The organism is Paraburkholderia aromaticivorans (assembly GCF_012689525.1).
In the GTDB taxonomy this organism is placed as follows: domain Bacteria; phylum Pseudomonadota; class Gammaproteobacteria; order Burkholderiales; family Burkholderiaceae; genus Paraburkholderia; species Paraburkholderia aromaticivorans_A.
The window spans coordinates 2080517-2099213 of sequence record NZ_CP051516.1; the positions used below are offsets into that span (position 1 = coordinate 2080517).

The 18697-nt window shown below is 64.9% G+C and carries 19 protein-coding genes; 15 read left to right on the forward strand and 4 right to left on the reverse strand.

Annotated features, from left to right (window positions below; all coding sequences use genetic code 11):
- Positions 1–25: 25 nt before the first annotated feature.
- Positions 26–529 carry an LEA type 2 family protein gene (locus HF916_RS37450; protein ID WP_168793791.1) on the reverse strand — a complete coding sequence of 168 codons (504 nt, stop codon included), beginning with the start codon at positions 527–529 and terminating at the stop codon, positions 26–28.
- 70 nt (positions 530–599) lie between these two features.
- Positions 600–974, reverse strand: coding sequence for a hypothetical protein (locus HF916_RS37455; RefSeq protein WP_168793792.1), 375 nt, complete (start codon positions 972–974; stop codon positions 600–602).
- A gap of 178 nt (positions 975–1152) precedes the next feature.
- Here HF916_RS37455 and HF916_RS37460 point away from each other — a divergent pair, with 178 nt between their 5' ends.
- From HF916_RS37460 to HF916_RS37485, 6 genes are all read left to right on the forward strand, one after another.
- Entirely contained in the window at positions 1153–2649 is a 1497-nt protein-coding gene (locus HF916_RS37460; RefSeq protein ID WP_168793793.1) for a PLP-dependent aminotransferase family protein, read from the forward strand.
- A gap of 251 nt (positions 2650–2900) precedes the next feature.
- The gene (locus tag HF916_RS37465) at positions 2901–3290 is read left to right on the forward strand and encodes a hypothetical protein (RefSeq protein ID WP_168795773.1); all 390 of its coding nucleotides are present in this window, start codon (positions 2901–2903) and stop codon (positions 3288–3290) included.
- Between the two features lie 408 nt (positions 3291–3698).
- Positions 3699–4184, forward strand: coding sequence for a PaaI family thioesterase (locus HF916_RS37470; protein WP_168793794.1), 486 nt, complete (start codon positions 3699–3701; stop codon positions 4182–4184).
- Positions 4185–4300: 116 nt separating this feature from the next.
- A complete protein-coding gene (locus HF916_RS37475; protein WP_168793795.1) occupies positions 4301–5299 on the forward strand; it encodes an NADP-dependent oxidoreductase in 999 nt (332 codons plus the stop codon).
- Positions 5300–5356: 57 nt separating this feature from the next.
- Positions 5357–6250, forward strand: coding sequence for an SDR family oxidoreductase (locus HF916_RS37480; protein WP_168793796.1), 894 nt, complete (start codon positions 5357–5359; stop codon positions 6248–6250).
- 81 nt (positions 6251–6331) lie between these two features.
- Positions 6332–7291, forward strand: a complete 960-nt coding sequence (locus HF916_RS37485; protein WP_168793797.1) for an alpha/beta hydrolase — start codon at positions 6332–6334, stop codon at positions 7289–7291.
- Between the two features lie 142 nt (positions 7292–7433).
- Here the strand turns inward: HF916_RS37485 and HF916_RS37490 are convergent, their stop codons facing one another.
- On the reverse strand, positions 7434–8294 hold the full coding sequence (locus HF916_RS37490) for an NRDE family protein (RefSeq protein WP_168793798.1): 861 nt from the start codon (positions 8292–8294) through the stop codon (positions 7434–7436).
- Between the two features lie 90 nt (positions 8295–8384).
- Complete coding sequence (locus tag HF916_RS37495; protein WP_168793799.1) at positions 8385–9458, reverse strand: YgfZ/GcvT domain-containing protein; 1074 nt, start codon at positions 9456–9458, stop codon at positions 8385–8387.
- A gap of 78 nt (positions 9459–9536) precedes the next feature.
- On the opposite strand from HF916_RS37495, the gene mltG reads away from it, so the two are divergent.
- From mltG to otsA, 9 genes are all read left to right on the forward strand, one after another.
- A complete protein-coding gene (mltG, locus tag HF916_RS37500) occupies positions 9537–10547 on the forward strand; it encodes an endolytic transglycosylase MltG (protein ID WP_168795774.1) in 1011 nt (336 codons plus the stop codon).
- Entirely contained in the window at positions 10547–11167 is a 621-nt protein-coding gene (gene tmk / locus HF916_RS37505; RefSeq protein WP_012432947.1) for a dTMP kinase, read from the forward strand. The genes mltG and tmk overlap by 1 nt, the downstream gene beginning before the upstream one ends.
- A 94-nt stretch (positions 11168–11261) precedes the next feature.
- Positions 11262–12296, forward strand: coding sequence for a DNA polymerase III subunit delta' (locus HF916_RS37510; RefSeq protein WP_168793800.1), 1035 nt, complete (start codon positions 11262–11264; stop codon positions 12294–12296).
- 122 nt (positions 12297–12418) lie between these two features.
- Entirely contained in the window at positions 12419–12949 is a 531-nt protein-coding gene (locus HF916_RS37515; protein WP_168793801.1) for a GNAT family N-acetyltransferase, read from the forward strand.
- Positions 12950–12983: 34 nt separating this feature from the next.
- Entirely contained in the window at positions 12984–13775 is a 792-nt protein-coding gene (locus tag HF916_RS37520; RefSeq protein ID WP_168793802.1) for a TatD family hydrolase, read from the forward strand.
- A gap of 67 nt (positions 13776–13842) precedes the next feature.
- On the forward strand, positions 13843–14568 hold the full coding sequence (locus HF916_RS37525) for an ankyrin repeat domain-containing protein (RefSeq protein ID WP_431311456.1): 726 nt from the start codon (positions 13843–13845) through the stop codon (positions 14566–14568).
- 471 nt (positions 14569–15039) lie between these two features.
- On the forward strand, positions 15040–15396 hold the full coding sequence (locus tag HF916_RS37530) for a Rap1a/Tai family immunity protein (RefSeq protein WP_012432952.1): 357 nt from the start codon (positions 15040–15042) through the stop codon (positions 15394–15396).
- A gap of 400 nt (positions 15397–15796) precedes the next feature.
- The gene (locus HF916_RS37535; protein ID WP_168793804.1) at positions 15797–17020 is read left to right on the forward strand and encodes a mechanosensitive ion channel family protein; all 1224 of its coding nucleotides are present in this window, start codon (positions 15797–15799) and stop codon (positions 17018–17020) included.
- Positions 17021–17232: 212 nt separating this feature from the next.
- Positions 17233–18645: an alpha,alpha-trehalose-phosphate synthase (UDP-forming) gene (otsA, locus tag HF916_RS37540; RefSeq protein ID WP_168793805.1), complete on the forward strand. Its 1413-nt coding sequence runs from the start codon at positions 17233–17235 to the stop codon at positions 18643–18645.
- Positions 18646–18697 lie beyond the last annotated feature (52 nt).

Genomic DNA, 18697 nt, shown 5'->3' on the forward strand with positions numbered 1-18697 from the left:
GTGATGTTGGGTTCGATGACCCGCTTCAAGGCAAAGCCATGCCGGACGACGGCAGGCTCAAGGTGCCCTGATCGACGAAGCGCGTCGTGCCCGTCAGTCCACCCGCGAGTTTGCCGCGCAGAATGTACGGAATCTGTCCCGACTGGGTGGCGCCCGCGAAGGCGAAGGCCTGGCGAACCGCGGCGAAAGCGGGCACGGTCAACGGCACGTTGACGACCGTTTCGCCGTAGCGCGGCACGCTGCCGACCTGGTCGCTCACACCGCTCGCGAACGGTTTGCCGTTCAGTTCGAGATCGAGCGACACGCCGTTGAAGCTGACCGCGGAATCGTTCGGATTCTGCACGCGCAGTTTCACGTTGAAACGCATCTCGAGGCCTTGGCCGTCGATCGGTTCGATGCCGGCCACGTTCACGCGCACCGGATCGCCGCCGAACAGGCCGGCGCAACCGTTGAGCGTCAGCGTGACGATGGCGAGGAACGCGGCCAGACGAACGGAACGGCCGGACAGTAGCGCGCGGAAGAAGGACATGACCTGCACCTCGCAAGGAGCGGCTTGGGTCATGCATTGTACCGGGCCGTGTCGTGCGCCGAGCGGCGTTTCAGACCGCGCGCCGCAGCCGTGTTTTGACGAGACTGGCCAGATGCTGAACAGCTTCACGAATCGGACCGCGACCGTCCTTCTGCGCGCGCCACGGCTGCACGACGAACGTAGCATCGTTCGCCTGCGCGGCGCTGATCGACACGACGCCGCGTTGCGGCGTCACGAAGCACTCGCCTTCGCGCAAGGTGATCGACGTGACCGGCACGGCGTCGCCCAGCCATGCGAGCGAGTGATCGCGGAACTCGAGTCGCAGATCGCCTTCCACTGCCACGATCGACGTCCGGGCGCGCAAGTCGCGCACGGCCAACTGGCCGGCGATGAGGCGAGCAGCAGCGCTGCGTGCCGGACCAAAGCGGGATTGACAGGCTGACATGGCCGTTTCCTTTAAAGCGTTTCCATGCCACACAGCTTATTGAGTCCATTCACGTGACAACAGCCGCAGCCATCGACAATGTGAACCGGTACAGCAACGCATTTTAATGCGCTGTATCGGTCGGAATCGAACGAATGTGTATCTGTTGCAACGCGCGAACTGTCCGGACCATCGGCTCATGACTCAATCCATCCTGACGCGGCAGGCAGCGCCTGCGGACCGGCTGCCGGATAGCCAGCCTCTCTACCGGCAATTGGCCGATCAATACCGCCGCGCGATCGGCAGCGGCGTGCTGCGTCCGGGCGACCGCATGCCGTCGATGCGCGCCTTCATGCAGCGGCACGGCGTCAGTCTCGCGACGGCGACCGAGAGCTATCGCGTGCTGGAGCGCGACGCGCTGATCGATGCCCGGCCGCGCGCCGGTTACTTCGTGCGGGTGCCGCCGACCGCGGCGTTGCCGGCCGCGTCCGAGCCCGACCTGGCGGCGCTGCCGGGCGCCGCGCAGTTCGTCGGCATTCACTCGGTGATTTCCGCGATCGTGTCGACATTCCAGCGCTACCCGGACGCGCTGAATCTCGGCGGCGCGACCGCATCACCCGATCTGTATCCCACGGACGCGTTGCAGAAAGCCGCGCTGCGCGCGTTGCGCAAGCGGCCCACCTTGCTGACCGCCGCCGGACACGACCAGGGCGATCCAGCCTTGCGCGCGATCATTGCGCGCCGCGCGCTCGACGCCGGCATCCAGATTGGCGCCGACGAAATCATCATGACTCACGGCGGCATCGAAGCCGTGAACCTCGCATTGCGGGCGGTGACGCAACCGGGCGACACCGTCGCGGTCGAGTCGCCGTGCTTTTTCGGGCTGCTGCAGGCGCTCGAAAGCCTCGGCTTGCGCGCGCTCGAAATTCCGGCCAGTCCGACCACCGGCCTCGCCATCGAAGCGCTGGCGTTCGCGCTGCACACGCATCCCGACATCAAGGCCGTGGTCGTGGTGCCGAACCTGCAAAACCCGCTCGGCAGCGTGATGCCCGACGCGCACAAGGCGCGGCTCGTCGAACTGTGCGCGCGGGCCGGCATTCCACTGATCGAAGACGATCCGTACCGCGAACTGGCCGACGCCGCGCAGCCACCCAAATCGCTGAAGGCGTGGGACACCGACGGCACCGTGATTCACTGCACGTCGTTCAACAAGGTGCTGGCGCCCGGCATGCGGGTCGGCTGGATCAACGGCGGCCGCTGGCATCCGCGCATCGGCATGCTGAAGTTCGCGCAGTCGCGGCACAATGAACAACTGTCGCAAGTCGTGCTCGCCGAATTTCTTGAAACGAACGCCTATGAGCGGCATTTACGGCGTCTGCGCGACCGGTTGCGGCTTCAGCGCGAACGGATGGCCGCGGCGATCGCTACCTCGTTTCCCGACGGCACGCGCTTCACGCCACCGCGCGGCGGGATGTTTTTCTGGATCGAACTGCCGCGTGACATATCGTCGACGGTGTTCTTCCAGGCCGCACTAAACGACGGCATTCGCGTGATGCCGGGGACAGTGTTTTCGAATGCCGGGCGCTTCGATCATTTCATCCGGCTCAGTTCGCCGAGCACGGATCTCGATCTGGCCGACGAAGCCGTGCGCAGGCTAGGGCGGCTAGCCGCGCGGATGGCGGCGCATGCAGATTGATGCGGTGCAGCGCCGATGCATAAGTGCTTGAAGAAACACGTTACTTTGATCATCATTGGCGGATCGTCTGCCAGCGCATCGGTTCGCGGCAAGCGTCGCGGAAGACTGGCCAGGCACTCCGAATGGCATCTTCCTATCATTAGCAATCCGGTCATGTGCTGATTGCTGACCGGCTGCTTCTAGCAGATCGTTTCTTGAAGGCAATGCCGATCTGCCCCGCGTTACCACTCGAAGATCACCACGGAGACGATATGCCATTCATTTGTGAAAATGTCGAGTGCCGAGCTGTACTTGCCCGCAAACAGGTCAAACCGAATCGGGACCACAATTCGTTTTTCTTCTTTTGTCCCGACTGCAATACACGAAACGAGCTGATCGATGTCGGCGCTGCCGGCGGTCCTCTGGAACTTATTCAACCCGTGCGGCAAGGACTTCCGCACAAGGTGGTCGCCACCGCCCGGCCCCTGGAGGACGGAAGATACGCGGCGCAGTTGAGTATTCAGAAAGCGCTTGGCATCAAGGGGCCTTTTGCCGCGGAAGAGCGTTGGGACCAGCTTGGCATTTTCCCCGATCCACAAGACGCCGTCAGCTATGCGAAGACCACCGCAGCGGATTGGCTGGGGGCCGACTTTAGCCACTAAAAACGCCGAACGGTTCGGCGTCGCGCTCGCGCGCCGATCCTGAAGGTTTGTCTGTGAACGTCTCGTAGGCTTCTTCTCATTCGCCGCCTACGCAGCCTGTACCCGATTGGCGTCGTTTGCCGACCCCAATCGGGCAGCAGCCCAGCCGGTTGTCGCAATGCCTTTCCTTTCGGCCCCACGAGAGAGATCTAGCCGCAGAGTGCAATGCTCGCGAGCGAGCCTTCATCCGCATCGCAGGGCCCGTTTCTGCCGGCCCGAACCTCCTGATAAAACTCCACCAAACGCGTAAGTTTGATAGGCTTGCTGTTTGCCTTGGCCGATGGGCAAGCTCGAACAAAATGCCGAAGCCTTCGCACGCGCCCCGCAGCAATTTCATGAACGTACCGACTACACCATCTGCAAACAGCCATGACCGATTCGCCCTCATCTAACGCGAGCACTGCGTCCATGCCCGAGAGCCCGTTCGTCGACCGGCTCGGCGCGCAGCTTCTGTCGGCCGCGGACGGCGCCAGCGAAGTCGTGCTGCCGCTGCGGCAGGATCATATGAACACGTGGGACGTCGCCCACGGCGGCGTCACGATGACGCTCGCCGACATCGCGCTTGCGATGGCCGCGCGCAGTCTGGCCGGCGACGGCGTCGGCGTCGTCACGGTCGAAATGAAGGTCAACTTCATGCAGCCGGGCCGCGGCGAATTGCGCGCGAGCGCCCGCGTGCTGCACCGCTCAACCACCATGGCCTACTGCGAAGGCGAGATCCGCGACAGTGAAGGCCACTTCGTCGCCAAGGCGCTCGGCACCTTCAAATACATGCGGCGCCTCGCCGTCGGGCGCGACATCACGCAACAGCGCTTGCGCAGCGACCCGTCGGCGAAACCCGGTCCTAGCGACGGCTGAGCGCAACCTTGCGAACCGCGCGCGCATCTGAACGACACGCGCGCGCCGTTTCTCACTTCGCAAACTCCGTTCAAATCATTCGCCGATTCAATCGGCAATTCATGGAGACGATCGTCATGCCCCAGATCAACCGTCAACTCGTGCTGGCGTCGCGCCCACAAGGCGCCGTGACGCCCGATAATTTCCGCCTCGTCGAAACACCGCTGGCCCCGCTGGCCGACGGCGAATTGCGCGTGCGCAATCACTTCCTGTCACTCGACCCCTACATGCGCGGCCGCATGAACGACAGCAAGTCGTACGCGGCGCCGCAGCCGCTGAACGAAGTGATGATCGGCGGCACGGTCGGCGAAGTGGTGGAGTCGAAGAATCCGAAGTTCGTGGTCGGCGACAAGGTCTTCGCGATGTTCGGCTGGCAGGAATACGGCACTTCGAACGGGACCGGCGTGCAGAAAGTCGACGACACGCATGTGCCCTTGTCGGCCTATCTCGGCCCGGTCGGCATGCCGGGTGTCACCGCGTGGTACGGGCTGAACCGCATCATCGCGCCGAAAGCCGGCGAGACGGTGGTGGTCAGCGCGGCGAGCGGGGCGGTGGGCAGCGTGGTCGGCCAACTGGCGAAGCTGGCCGGCGCGCGCGCGGTCGGCATTGCCGGCGGCGCGGACAAGTGCCGTTATGTGACCGAAACGCTCGGCTTTGATGCCTGCGTCGATTACAAGGCCGGCAATCTCTATCAGGACCTCAAGGCCGTGACGCCGAACGGCGTGGATGGCTACTTCGAGAACGTCGGCGGCGAAGTGCTCGACGCGACGCTCGCGCGCATGAATGCGTTCGGCCGGATCGCGCTGTGCGGGTTTATCGCGGGCTACGACGGCGAGCCGTTGCCGCTCAAGCATCCGTCGCTGATGCTCACGCAGCGTCTGCTCGTGCAAGGCTTTATCGTCAGCGAGCATATGGACGTGTGGCCGGAAGCGCTCAAGCAACTCGGCACGCTGGTCGCGCAGAAGAAGCTGGAGTATCGCGAAACCATCGCGCAAGGACTCGAAGCCGCGCCCGAGGCGTTCATCGGTCTGCTCAAAGGCAAGAACTTCGGCAAGCAACTCGTCAAGCTGATCTGATCGCGCCGGCGGTCAAGCGAATGACACAACACGCCGATCAATCCAAGGGGGCAAACGATGTTCGAATTCGCGGGCAAGGTGGCGGTGATCACCGGTGCGGCGAGCGGTTTCGGCCGCGCGTTCGCGCAGAAGGGAGCGTCGCTCGGCATGAAGCTCGTGCTCGCCGACGTCAATCCCGACTCCCTCGCGCAAACCGTCGAGGCCTTGCGCGCCGACGGCGCCGAGGCGATCGGCGTGCCGACGGATGTCGCCAGCGCGACGCAGGTCGAAGCGCTCGCGCAAGCGGCGCTCGACGCCTACGGGCGCGTGCATCTGCTGTTCAACAATGCGGGCGTGGGCTCGGGCGGCTTCCTGTGGGAAAGCTCGGCGAACGACTGGTCGTGGGTGTTCGGCGTGAACGTGATGGGCGTCGCGCACGGCGTGCGGATCTTCACGCCGATCATGCTGGCGCAGAACGAGCCGGCGCATATCGTCAACACGGCGTCCGTCGCGGGACTGCTGTCGCCGCCCGCGATGGGCATCTACAACGCGTCGAAGCATGCCGTGGTGTCGCTCACCGAAACGCTGTATCACGATCTGCAGTTGGCGCAAGCCGGCCAGGCGGGGACGGCGGGCGGCCTGGTCGGCTGTTCGCTGCTGTGCCCGGCTTTCGTGCCGACCGGCATCGCCGATGCGGAACGCGCGCGCCCCGCGGACCTGCGCAACGACAGCGGACCGACGCGCTCGCAGATCGCCGCGGGTAAGCAACTGCAGCGCGCGGTGCAATCGGGCAAGCTGCGTGCCGACGATGTCGCCGACATCACCTTCGAGGCGATCGCCGCGCGGCGTTTCTATATCGTCACGCATCCGGGCATCATGGCGACGGTCGAGCTGCGTCACGAGGACATCGAGCAGTTGCGCAATCCCACCGATCCCATGTCGCTCAAGCCGGAAGTGAAGAACGCCGGTTAGGGGCGAGTTTCATCGGATCGCCGGCGCGCTATCGCGCCGTTTTTTTTAAACCTTCGGCGCTCATGCGCCATCAGACGCACCATGCCGCTGAATCCGAAGATCGAGCAGGTGCTCGACATGATCGCCCGGGCCAAACGCCCGCAGCTTCACGAACTGACCGCGCAAGACGCGCGGGCCTCGTACGAAAAAAGCGCACCGATTCTGGAGATCGCGAGCGCGCCGATGTTCGCGCTCGAAGATCTGCGGATCCCAACGCGCGACGGCGCGACGATTCGCGCGCGCCTTTATCAGCCGGTCGAGCCGAGCTGGGTCGAACCCGCGCCCGCGCTGGTGTACTACCACGGCGGCGGCTTCACGGTGGGCAGCGTCGATACGCACGATGCGCTGTGCCGGATGTTCGCGCACGGCGGCCAGTGCACGGTGCTGTCGGTGGATTACCGGCTCGCGCCGGAGCACAAATTTCCCACGGCCGTCGACGACGCGTTCGACGCTTTGACGTGGTTGCATACGCACGCCGCGGAATACGGTGTGGATACGGACCGGCTCGCGGTGGGCGGCGATAGCGCGGGCGGCACATTGGCCACGGTTTGCGCGGTCCTTGCACGGGACGCGGGCATCAAACTCGTCTTGCAATTGCTGATCTATCCGGGCACGACCGGCTACCAGCAAACCGATTCGCACTCGCGTCTCGCCGACGGTTTTCTGTTGTCGGGCGACACGATCCAATGGTTCTTCGAGCAGTACGTGCGCGATACAAGCGACCGCGACGACTGGCGTTTCGCGCCGCTCGACGGCCAACGTGGCGCGCCCGATTTCAGCGGCGTTGCGCCGGCGTGGATCGCTACCGCCGAATACGATCCCTTGAGCGATGAAGGCGATGCCTACGCGGAGAAATTGCGCGCTGCGGGCAATGCGGTCACGCTCAAGCGCTATCCGGGCATGATCCACGAGTTCTTCAAGATGGGTGGCTACGTACCCGAGGTCGCACAAGCGCACGCGGATGCCGCCGCGGCATTGCGGGCGGTATTTGGCGTAAATTGAGCGCGGTTTGTCAGGCGGTTAGCGGTTAGCGGCGCATGGTCGGTGGTCAGCGGCTAATGTCGAACGGCGAACGGCGAACGGCGAACGGCGAACGGCGAACGGCGAACGGCGAACCGCGAACCGCCACCGAGCCACCCAACAATCATCCCGCCATCTCGCGTTCAATATTGAACGCGAAGCTACGCTCAAAATCGCCGGGCCGCGCGATCCGGTGCGAGCCGTTGTCGTCGCTACGCTCGGCGACGGCGACGCTGATCACTTCGCCATGCGCGGCCACGCGCAACGCGGTCGTGCCGCGCGTGCCGTACTCCGGCGTTTCGATAAACGCGGCCGACAACGCCCGTTCGCGTTCGAGCGGAATGCCGGTAGACGGCAATTCGTCGTCGCGCGCGAGGCGCGGATCGCGCATCAGATCGATCAGGCGTTCGAGCGGCGGCATGGCGTCGCGCGCGAGCAGTGTGCTCAATTCGGCGCGCTTTTTCACCAGCTTCGGCCACGCGGTATCGAGCACCGCGTTCGAGATGCCATGCGTGCCCGGTGCGAGCAGCGCGGGCGCGAGATCACCTCGGTTGCAGTACCAGGCGAGTTCGCGGCGCGTCCAGTCGCCCACCAGCAGATTGAACCCGTTGTAGATGTCGCCGGTTTGCGCGACGTGTTGCAGATACGCGAGCGGCGTGTCGTGCGGCTTGCCTTCGGGGTTGCCATTTACATCGCGCGCGGCGTTGCCGAGCCAGTCGCTGACGAGCGTGCCGCGGGTCGGCGCGTCGGCGCGCATTTCATGCGGCGCGCGGTAATTGGTCAGCGCGGCGAACCGGCCGTCGCGCGACATGCCGAGCCATGTGCCGCCGCCCTGAAGATCGCGGCCGGCCAGCACGCCCGGCGCGTCATGCCACCAGCTGATTGGTTCGGCCGTGCGGCGAAAGAATTCGTCGCGATTCGCGGCGAGCGTGAAGAGCGGGCCGTCGACCGCGTCGGGTCGCCAGTCGAAGACGATCAGGCACATCGGGGGGCGTCTCCCGGTTGGGGGCGTTGCAGTTGAAGAGGCCAGTAAAAAGCGGCGCCTGATTGCGCCGCACCGTACCGCGAGAGAACTTTAAGCTTCAGTCGGCAACCCGTAGGGCAGCGCGAGAAACCGAAGCGCCGGGCCGTCCGCCGCGCCCAGATGCACCGAACCGTTTTCGAGCGCCGCGAGCTTGATCTCGACCAGCACATCGACGCCGCCGTCGGGCGCCGACGCTGCGTTCACGACCATGCCGCACGGCTGGCCCGGATCGCCGGAATGGAACAGTTCCGCGCCGGCGCGCACGGTGTCGAGTTCGCCCGCCACGTTGGCGAGCGAGGTGCGCCGCTTGATCGTGCCGCGATACTGGCTGCGCGCCACCACTTCCTGACCGGGGTAGCAGCCTTTGCGGAAATTCACCGCGCCGAGCACGTCGAAATTGACCATTTGCGGCACGAACTGCTCGACCACCGGTTGGGTGATGCGCGGCTCGCCCGCGCGAATGTCGAGCCAGTCCCACACGGCCGGCGAGACGCGTTTGAGCTTTTTGTCGAGCAAGGGCAGGAGCGACTCGACCTGTGCTTTCGGGCCGATCCACAGAAAACGCAGACGCTCGAGCGCATCCGGCACGCGAATCAGCGAGCCCGCCGCGCCGTCCACTTTCACGTGCACGCCGTCCGGCAGCGCGTCGAACACGCCCGAGAGTGCCTTGCGCACGTCGCCGGCAAGACCGACCACGGCCACCTCGCCGCTTGCATCCACCAGTTTGGCCTTGGCGCGCAGCACGAACATCGACAGACGCTTCTGCACGGCAGCCTGCACGTCTTTCGACGCCAGCAGGCGGATCGTGTCGCCGCTGCGCCACGTCAGGAACGACGCCAGCAGGCGTCCCTTGGCCGAGCAGTAGCCGGCCAGCCGCGCGTTGGCGGCGTCGAGGTGCTGGGTGTCGTTGGTCAACTGGCCGTGCAGGAAACTCGCTGCGTCGTCGCCGGTGGCGTCGATCACGCCGAACTGCGTGAGCGGCATGTACGCGCCGTGGTGAATGACGGCGTCGAATTCATCGGCGGAAGGGCGCGGCAGCGTGGGCAGAGCGGCGGGCGTGGTGGCAGCGGCCGTAACGGCGTTGCCTGAGGGAGTGCCTGAAGCGGTAGCGAGCGGTGTGTTCATGGATTCCGAGAACAGTCAATTCTGACTTTAGCTAAGGCAAACAAGTATTATATGCAGTCCAACCCTGCCACGTTTCGCATGACCCTTTTCAAGAAATGTTTCGTCGCCGGCGCAATCGTCGTTGTGCTGGCCGCAGCCGCAATCGCTGGCGGATACCACTGGGCCAACAGCCCGCTCGACCTGAATCCGGCGCAACTCGATGTCACCGTCAAGCCGCACAGCAGCTTGCGCAGCGTCACGCTGCAGCTCAATCGTGGCGGCGTGCCGGTCGAGCCGGAACTGTTCGTCATCATGACGCGGCTGCTGGGGCTGCAAAGCGAGCTGAAATCGGGCAACTACGAATTCAAGACGGGCGTGACGCCGTACGAGGTGCTGCAGAAAATCGCCCGCGGCGACGTCAACGAATACGTGGCGACCATCATTGAAGGCTGGACCTTCAAGCGCATGCGTGCCGAGCTGGACGCCAATCCGGCGCTCAAGCACGACACGATCGGCATGAGCGACACCGATCTGATGAACGCGATCAACGCGCCGGAAGCGTCGGTCGGCAATGGCGAGGGACTGTTTTTCCCGGATACGTATCTGTTCGACAAGAACACCAGCGATCTCGACGTGTACCGCCGCGCCTACCGCCTGATGCGCCTGCGTCTGGACGAAGCGTGGACCGCGCGCGCGCCGAACCTGCCGTACAAGACGCCGTACGACGCGCTGACCATGGCGTCGATCATCGAAAAGGAAACCGGCAAGAAGTCCGACCGGCCGATGGTCGCCGCGGTGTTCGCGAACCGTCTGCGCGTGGGCATGCCGCTGCAAACCGACCCGACCGTGATCTACGGCATGGGCGACAGCTACGCCGGCCATATCAGGAAAAAAGACCTGCAGACCGACACTCCCTACAATACCTACACCCGGATGGGCCTGCCGCCGACGCCCATCTCGCTGCCCGGCGTGGCGTCGCTGCAAGCGGCGCTGAATCCGGCGCAAACCACCGCGCTGTATTTCGTGTCGCGCGGCGACGGCAGCAGTATTTTTTCTGACACCCTCGGCGATCACAACAAGGCCGTGGACAAATACATTCGAGGGCAATGATGGCGCGGGGAAAATTCATTACGTTTGAGGGCATCGACGGGGCGGGCAAGACCACCCATCTCAGCTGGTTTCGGGAGCGCCTCGAACAGAAAGTCGCAAGCACCGGCCGCTCGGTCGTGATGACGCGCGAACCGGGTGGCACGCCGCTCGGCGAGCAGATCCGCGAGATCGTGCTGCATCAGAAAATGGACCTCGAAACCGAGGCGCTGCTGATGTTCGCGCTGCGCCGCCAGCACTTGGCCGAAGTGATCGAGCCGGCGCTCGCGCGTGGCGACTGGGTGCTGTCGGACCGTTTCACCGACGCGACCTTCGCCTATCAGGGCGGCGGCCGCGGGCTGCCGCGCGACAAGCTGGAAACGCTGGAGCGTTGGGTGCAGGGCGGTTTTCAGCCGGACCTGACGGTGCTGTTCGACCTCGCGCCCGAGATCGCCAACGAACGGCGCAGCGCCGCGCGCGATCCGGATCGCTTCGAGAGCGAGTCGGTGGCGTTTTTCAACCGTACCCGCGCCGAATATCTGCGCCGTGCCGAAGAAGCGCCGTACCGGTTCGCTATCATTGACTCCGCGCAGAGCATTGTGCAGATTCAGAGAAAACTTGAAGAGTTGATCGCAATTCTTTGATTTTAAAAGAATATAACCGCATCTTATAACGGTTGGCAGAATTCGTGTCATGTCTCACGAAAATCATGCAGCCGGTTGATTTTAAAGAGAAAAGATGATTTATCCGTGGCAAGCCGATGACTGGAACCGCCTGCAGCAGCTGCGCGGCCACTGGCCGCACGCCCTGTTGCTGCATGGACAGGCCGGCATCGGCAAGCTGCGCTTTGCGCAGCATCTCGCGCAAGGGCTGCTGTGCGAGGCGCAACAGCCCAACGGCGAGCCGTGCGGCGCGTGCGTGGCCTGCAACTGGTTCGCGCAGGGCAATCATCCGGACTACCGGATCGTCGTGCCCGAGGCGTTGGCCGCCGAAGCCGGTCTGAACAACGCCGCGGACGAAAAAGCCGACAAAGCCGATGCCGACGAAGGCAAGAAGACCCGCGCGCCCAGCAAGGAAATCAAGATCGAGCAGATTCGCGGCTTGCTCGACTTCGTCGGCGTGGGTTCGCACCGCGGCGGCGCGCGCGTGGTCGTGCTGTGTCCGGCGGAAGGGCTGAATATCGCCGCGGCCAATGCGCTCCTGAAAACGCTCGAAGAACCGCCGGCGGGCGTCGTGTTCCTGATGGTGTCGGCGCGCATCGATCGCCTGCTGCCCACCATCATCAGCCGCTGCCGCCAATGGCCGATGACCATGCCCGCGCCCGACGCGGCGACGAAGTGGCTCGCCACGCAAGGCGTGGCCGAAGCGCCCGCGCTGCTCGCCGAAGCCGGCGGCGCGCCGCTCACGGCGCTCGCGCTCGCCAGCGACGAGAACCGCGCGCTACGTGACTGGACGCTCAAGCAACTCGCCGCCGGCCCCGCTTGCGACGCTTTCGCCTGCGGCGAGGCGTTGCAGAAGCTGCCCGTGCCGCTGGTGCTAGGCTGGCTGCAACGCTGGATGTACGATTTGCTGGCGCAGCGCACGGCGGGCGCGCCACGGTACTTTCCACAAGCGTCGGCGGCGTTGACGCGTTGCGCGTCGCAGGCCGATGCCAGCGCGTTCGCGCGCTTCATGCGCAACGTCACGCGCCAGCGCGCGGTCGAGAACCATCCGCTGAATGCGCGGCTGGTGTTCGAGGAACTGTTTATCGGTTACCGCGAGTTGTTCGCGTAAGCCCTGTCCGCGGGACACGCCGGCAGCGGCGGGCGCGCTTTGCAGCGCGTTACCGCATCAGGCGGCCGGCGCCTGTCCATCTTTCCTCCCGAATTTGCCTTCCATCTCACGTTCAACGCACCATGAGCCTTTCCTACCGCGATGCCACGCTCGACGATCTGCCCGCCATCGTCGCCATCTACAACTCGACTGTGCCGTCGCGGCAAGTCACGGCCGATCTCGAACCGGTCAGCGTCGACAGCCGGCTGGGCTGGTTTCATGCTCATGGTCCGCAAAAGCGCCCGTTGTGGGTGGTGGAAGATGCGGACCAGCCCGGCCGCGTGGTCGCGTGGCTGAGCTTTTCGGACTTTTACGGCCGTCCGGCCTATCAGCGCACCGCCGAAGTCAGCATCTATCTCGACGAAAGCGCGCGTGGCCGGGGCCTCGGCAAGCAATTGCTGGCGGCTTCGCTGGCGGTGGCGCCGGCGCTCGGCATCGACTCCGTGCTCGGTTTTATCTTCGGCCACAATGAGGCGAGCTTGCGCCTGTTCCGCAGCTTCGGTTTCGACACGTGGGGCTCGCTGCCGCGCGTGGCTGTGCTGGACGGCGTGGAGCGCGATCTGGTGATTCTCGGCAAACGCCTGGCCGCCGCGACCTCCGCAGTCGCCGCCTGATTCACTCCGAGCACTTCCTAAGCAGGACATCACCATGTTTGTCGACTCGCACTGCCATATCAACTTCGAAGGACTCGCCGACCGCCTGCCCCAGGTGCTCGAGAATATGCGCAGCCATTCGGTCACGCATGCGCTGTGCGTGTCCGTCGATCTGGAAACGCTGCCGTCGGTGCTCGATATCGCCAACCGGTACGAGAACGTGTACGCATCGGTCGGCGTGCATCCGGATCACGAGGACATGCGCGAGCCGAGCGTCGCCGAACTGGTCGAACTGGCCGCGCATCCGAAGGTGGTCGCGATCGGCGAAACCGGTCTTGACTACTACCGCCTGGAAGGCCGCACGATCGCCGACATGGAATGGCAGCGCGAGCGCTTTCGCACGCATATCCGCGCGGCGCACGCTACGGCCAAGCCGCTGATCATCCATACGCGCTCGTCGTCGGAAGACACGCTGCGCATCATGGCCGAGGAGCGCGCGGGCGAGCCGGGCGGCGTGATGCATTGCTTCACGGAGCCGTGGGCCGTCGCCGAACAGGCGCTGGCGCTAAATTTTTACATCTCGCTATCGGGCATCGTCACGTTCAAGAGCGCGACCGACGTGCAGGACGTCGCGCGCCGCGTGCCGCTCGAGCGTTTGCTGATCGAAACCGACTCGCCGTACCTCGCGCCCGTGCCGTATCGCGGCAAGCCTAATGAACCTGCGTACGTGAGTTATGTCGGACGGTTCATCGCGCAGCAACGCGAGATGACGGAAGCGGCGCTGGCCGCCGCAACGACGCAGAACTTTTTCCGCCTTTTCAAGATCCCCGCGCCGGCTGGCGCGTGAGACGTAAAGTCGATCAATCTCAAAAGGATAGGGACGTTTCCTAAAGTTAAATATGAGAGAAATTTCGATGTCGATTGCAGCAAACCAGAACACTTCGGCGGCGCGTGGCGCGCTGGCTTCGGCACGGCGCGGCGCCTCGCGCGTCGCATTCGCGGCCGCGCTGGCCTGTGCCGCGCTGACTTCGTTGATGGTGTCGCCGGCTCAGGCTGCGCCCATAGATTCGCTGATCAAATCGGTCAAGTTCGATGACGTCGACGGCGTCAACAAGCTGCTCGCCAAGGGCATGGATCCGAACAGCGTGGATAACCAGGGCATTCCGCTGCTGGTGCTGGCCGCGCGCGAGAAATCGGACAAGGTCGGCGCCGCGCTGGTCGCCAATCCGAAGACCAACATCGAGATTCAGGACAAGGCTGGCGAGAACGCCATGATGATGGCCGCGCTGAACGGCGATCTCGACTTCGTCAACCTGCTGATCGCGAAAGATGCCGAGGTCAACAAGAAGGGCTGGGCGCCGCTGCACTACGCGGCGGCGAACGGTCACGACGATATCGTCAAGGTGCTGCTCGACCATTCGGCGTACGTCGACGCCGGCTCGCCGAACGGCACCACGCCGCTGATGATGGCCGCGCGCGGCGGCCACGTGTCGACGGTGAAGCTGTTGCTCGACAACGGGGCGGATCTGACGGTGAAGAACCAGATCGGCTTGACGGCGCTCGATTTCGCGAAGACTTACAAGGAGCCGGACGTGGTCGAAGGGCTGACCGCGCGCCTGCAGCAGATGCAACAGAAGTGATGCGCGCGGCGGCGCGAGCCGGCGGTTGACGGGCAGCCGGTCTGCCGGATGACTGGGACGCCGGCCACAGGCCAAGCGGGTCTGCCGCTCGCTTGGGCGTCGGGCACGGACCAGCCCGGTGTGCCGGCCGCTTGGGCGCCGGTCACAGACCAGCTCGGTTCGCCGCCGCCCGGGCGTCGGTCACAGACCAGCTCGGTCTGCGCGCCGCTCGGGCGTCGGTCACAGGCAAGCCCGGTCGCCAGCCACATGAGCGCCGCTCGCAGAGCACTAGCCGTGCTACCGCCAAAGCGCAAAAATACCGGCGCAGCGGCCGCCGCCTGACATCGCAGTAAAAAGTGCCTGAAGATAGCGGCGCCGCGCACGCTTGCGCTTCGCAAAACAGTGCAGAATGACGACTTTGGCGCGCCGCCTGGGCGCGCCGTTCGGACGCGGCGAAAGACCGCCTGATAAACGACCCTGGAAAGGAACACCATGCTGCGGGCTTTGATTTTCGCCAGCGCGCTTGCCGTACCGCTATCGGCAGCCGCGTTTACGGGAGGCGACCTCAACAAGCTGTGCACCAAGACGGACGTGGCATCGCGTAGCGCGTGCGCCGCTTATATCGAAGGCGCCGCTGACGGCATCTTCAACACCATCGACGCGATCGGCGGCACGACCGGTCCGCGCGTCGGCCAATACTTCTGCTTGCCGCAGGACGCGCGCTCGGCGCAGTTGACCGACGCGGTGCGCAAGTATATTGCGGAGAATCCGAACGTCGCGGGCTACAACGCCAGCACGGCGATCTCGCTGGGACTCGGCAAAGCGTTTCCCTGCAAGAGCGGCAGTTGAATTGAATCACGGCTGATGCCGCGCGCGCCCCGCAGCGGGCGCATGGGGCGTTTCAGCTTGCGGGTGTGTTTCGGGTTTCAGCGACCGAAACCCCGCCGCGGACTTCTTCGAAGTCCTGCCTGAAAACCGGTTTAAACCATGGCCGTCCGTTTGCAGAAGCGGCTGGCCCTGGCACCTTTCAACGATCGCGCTGACGAACGACCTAAGATATCTGTAGGTAGGCCGCGACGGCGCGCAGTCGTCCGGCTCGCGCCCGCTTCAACGGCGGATGCTTCGCCAGCGGCGCCGTCCGGCGGCCCGCGCGTCACGCAACACCGCGGCCAGGTTCGAGGCTCGCCGGTTCTGCGCCCGTTCCGAGCGGGTCGTGTTCCCCACTCAAGCCAGGAGGAAAATCCCCTTCATGCCAACTCTCGACGACCTCAGCCGCATGGCCGAAGCGCCGCTGCATACGTGGCTCGGCGCGTTGATCGTCTCGGTCATCGCAATGGTGCTGGCCGTGGGCACCCATCGGATCGGCGCGCGCATCGTGAAGCGGCTCGCGCGACCCTATCCGCTGACCAGCGTGGTGTTGCGCTATATCGACAAGCCGTCGCTGTTCGTGCTCGTGATCCTCGCGCTGGAGGCGGTGTGGTGGGAAGCGCCCGACACGCTGACCTTCATCACGCCGCTGCGCGACGCTGTCGCGATCACGCTGATCGGCGGGATTACGTGGCTGTCGGTGCGCTCGGCGGCGGCGATCGGCGAGGCGATCATTCAGGCCCACCCGCTCGATACCGCCGACAACCTGCAGGCGCGCCGCATTCATACGCAGGCGCGCGTGCTGGCCCGTTCGGTGATGTTCGTGATCGTGATCGTCGGCGTGGGCGGCGCGTTGATGACGTTTCCGAGCGTCCGGCAGATCGGCGCGAGCCTGCTGGCGTCGGCGGGCGTGGCGGGGTTGGTCGCCGGTATCGCGGCGCGGCCGGTGCTCGGCAATCTGATCGCCGGCTTGCAGATCGCGCTGTCGCAGCCCATCCGTCTCGACGACGTCGTCGTGATTCAGGGCGAGTGGGGGCGTATCGAGGAAATCACCGGCACGTATGTGTCGGTGCGTCTGTGGGATCAGCGGCGGCTGATCGTGCCGCTGCAATGGTTCATCGAAAACCCGTTTTCCAACTGGACCCGCAGCAGTTCGCAGATCATCGGCACGGTGTTTCTTTACGTCGATTACCGCATGCCGCTCGCGCCGTTGCGCGAGGAACTCGCGCGCATCGTCGAGGACGCGCCCGAGTGGGATCGGCGCGTGCAGGTGCTGCAGGTCACGGACGGCACCGAGCGCTCCATGCAATTGCGCGCGCTCGTCAGTTCGCTCGACTCCGGCCTGAACTGGGATTTGCGCTGCCGGGTGCGCGAGGGGCTGCTCGATTTCATTCAGCAGCACTATCCGCAGTACTTGCCGCGGGCGCGCGCGGAAGTGTCGGCGGAACTCGAAACCGACCACGGCGAACCGCTCGACTGGGTGCCGCGCGGCACGCAGACGCCGGCCGGCAGCACCGCCGCGCACACCGAGGCGGATCCAGTGGCAAGCCGCGCCGGACGGCCGTCGGCGGTGGGCGTGCCGGGGCAGGTGAAGGAAAAAGTTTGACGGCTGAAAGCGGCATACTTTGAGGTCGCGGTGCCGATAAATGCAACTGATCGGGCACCAAAACGGTCGAACCGTCCACTCACTCACGAATCCGGCGCGGCATCGCGTGCATCATGGTGTTTGCGGTTCTCGCCGCGCCTTCAGGCGCGAGACACTTCGAACCTCTGCCAAAGCACCCGGGCGCGCCGCGCGAACCAAGGAGGACATGCAATATGGGCCGACTGATCGTCGTGTCGAATCGCGTCGCAACGCCGACGGAAACCAAGGGATCGGCCGGCGGCCTCGCGGTCGGTGTATTCGGCGCGCTAAAGGATGCCGGAGGCGTGTGGTTCGGCTGGAGCGGCGACGTGGTCAGCGAGACCGTCGCCAACGCCGGTCCCACGCTGGAGCAGGACGGTGCGGTGACCTTCGCGACCGTCGGGCTGACGCGCAAGGATTACGACCAGTACTATCGCGGCTTTTCGAACGCGACGCTGTGGCCGGTGTTCCATTACCGCAACGACCTCGCGCGCTACGAGCGCGAGGAGTACGCGGGCTACCGGCGCGTCAACGCGTGGCTCGCGCACAAGCTGATCAAGCTGCTCGAACCCGACGATGTGATCTGGGTTCACGACTACCATCTGATCCCGTTCGCCGAGGCGCTGCGCAACGAGGGCATCACGAACCGCATCGGCTTCTTCCTGCACATTCCGTTTCCCGCGCCGCAGATCCTGCTCAACATTCCGCCGCACGAAGAGCTGGTGAAGTCGCTGTCGTGCTACGACCTGCTGGGTTTCCAGACCGCCACCGACGAGCTCGCCTTCAAGGACTACGTCACGCGCCACGCGCGCGGCACGGTCGGCGCGGACGGCGTCGTCGAAGCATTCGGCCGCAAGCTGCGCACGGGCGTGTACCGGATCGGCGTGTTCCCCGACGAAATCGCCGAGCAGGCGAAGCGTTACGAAAGCCGTCAGCACGTGCTCGACCTGAAGCAGAGCCTGGAAGGGCGCAAGCTGATCATGAGCGTCGACCGGCTCGATTACTCGAAGGGTCTCGTCGAGCGGTTCCGCGCGTTCGAGCATCTGCTGGAGCGCTCGCCGGAATGGCGCGGCAACGTCACGCTGGTGCAGATCGCGCCGCCGACCCGCTCGGACGTCGCAACGTATCAGAAGATTCGCCAGGATCTGGAGTATGAAGCAGGGCGCATCAACGGCCGCTACTCGGGGCTCGACTACACGCCGATCCGCTATCTGAACCAGCAGTACGACCGCTGGAAGCTGATGTCGCTATTCCGCGAATCGCAGATCGGTTTCGTGACGCCGCTGCACGACGGCATGAATCTGGTCGCGAAGGAATACGTCGCCGCGCAGAATCCCGACGACCCCGGCGTACTGGTGCTGTCGATTTTCGCGGGCGCGGCGGCGGAGTTGACCGGCGCGCTGCTGGTCAATCCGCATGACGCGATCGGCATGTGCGAGGCGTTGCAGCGCGCGTTGCAGATGCCGCTCGACGCGCGTCAGCGGCGTCACGAGATCAACATGGCAGCGCTGCGCAAGAACGATCTCGGCGTGTGGCGGGATACCTTCCTGCGCGATCTGCGCAGCGTGCCGGCGCAAAAACCGGGTAAGGGCGGCGGGCATAAGTGATGGGGCGTGTCGACCCGTGCTTGTCCGGCTTCGGGCGCGGCGGCGTGACCGC

Bases quoted from the DNA above. Each gene is read 5' to 3' on its own strand.
- HF916_RS37465 (WP_168795773.1), top strand. From the start codon at position 2,901: ATGCCATTCATTTGTGAAAATGTCGAGTGCCGAGCTGTACTTGCCCGC.
- HF916_RS37450 (WP_168793791.1), bottom strand. From the start codon at position 529: ATGTCCTTCTTCCGCGCGCTACTGTCCGGCCGTTCCGTTCGTCTGGCC.
- HF916_RS37495 (WP_168793799.1), bottom strand. From the start codon at position 9,458: ATGAACACACCGCTCGCTACCGCTTCAGGCACTCCCTCAGGCAACGCC.
- HF916_RS37510 (WP_168793800.1), top strand. From the start codon at position 11,262: ATGATTTATCCGTGGCAAGCCGATGACTGGAACCGCCTGCAGCAGCTG.
- HF916_RS37470 (WP_168793794.1), top strand. From the start codon at position 3,699: ATGACCGATTCGCCCTCATCTAACGCGAGCACTGCGTCCATGCCCGAG.
- HF916_RS37530 (WP_012432952.1), top strand. From the start codon at position 15,040: ATGCTGCGGGCTTTGATTTTCGCCAGCGCGCTTGCCGTACCGCTATCG.
- HF916_RS37460 (WP_168793793.1), top strand. From the start codon at position 1,153: ATGACTCAATCCATCCTGACGCGGCAGGCAGCGCCTGCGGACCGGCTG.
- HF916_RS37480 (WP_168793796.1), top strand. From the start codon at position 5,357: ATGTTCGAATTCGCGGGCAAGGTGGCGGTGATCACCGGTGCGGCGAGC.
- tmk (WP_012432947.1), top strand. From the start codon at position 10,547: ATGGCGCGGGGAAAATTCATTACGTTTGAGGGCATCGACGGGGCGGGC.
- mltG (WP_168795774.1), top strand. From the start codon at position 9,537: ATGACCCTTTTCAAGAAATGTTTCGTCGCCGGCGCAATCGTCGTTGTG.
- HF916_RS37535 (WP_168793804.1), top strand. From the start codon at position 15,797: ATGCCAACTCTCGACGACCTCAGCCGCATGGCCGAAGCGCCGCTGCAT.
- HF916_RS37525 (WP_431311456.1), top strand. From the start codon at position 13,843: ATGTCGATTGCAGCAAACCAGAACACTTCGGCGGCGCGTGGCGCGCTG.
- otsA (WP_168793805.1), top strand. From the start codon at position 17,233: ATGGGCCGACTGATCGTCGTGTCGAATCGCGTCGCAACGCCGACGGAA.
- HF916_RS37515 (WP_168793801.1), top strand. From the start codon at position 12,419: ATGAGCCTTTCCTACCGCGATGCCACGCTCGACGATCTGCCCGCCATC.
- HF916_RS37475 (WP_168793795.1), top strand. From the start codon at position 4,301: ATGCCCCAGATCAACCGTCAACTCGTGCTGGCGTCGCGCCCACAAGGC.
- HF916_RS37455 (WP_168793792.1), bottom strand. From the start codon at position 974: ATGTCAGCCTGTCAATCCCGCTTTGGTCCGGCACGCAGCGCTGCTGCT.
- HF916_RS37490 (WP_168793798.1), bottom strand. From the start codon at position 8,294: ATGTGCCTGATCGTCTTCGACTGGCGACCCGACGCGGTCGACGGCCCG.
- HF916_RS37520 (WP_168793802.1), top strand. From the start codon at position 12,984: ATGTTTGTCGACTCGCACTGCCATATCAACTTCGAAGGACTCGCCGAC.
- HF916_RS37485 (WP_168793797.1), top strand. From the start codon at position 6,332: ATGCCGCTGAATCCGAAGATCGAGCAGGTGCTCGACATGATCGCCCGG.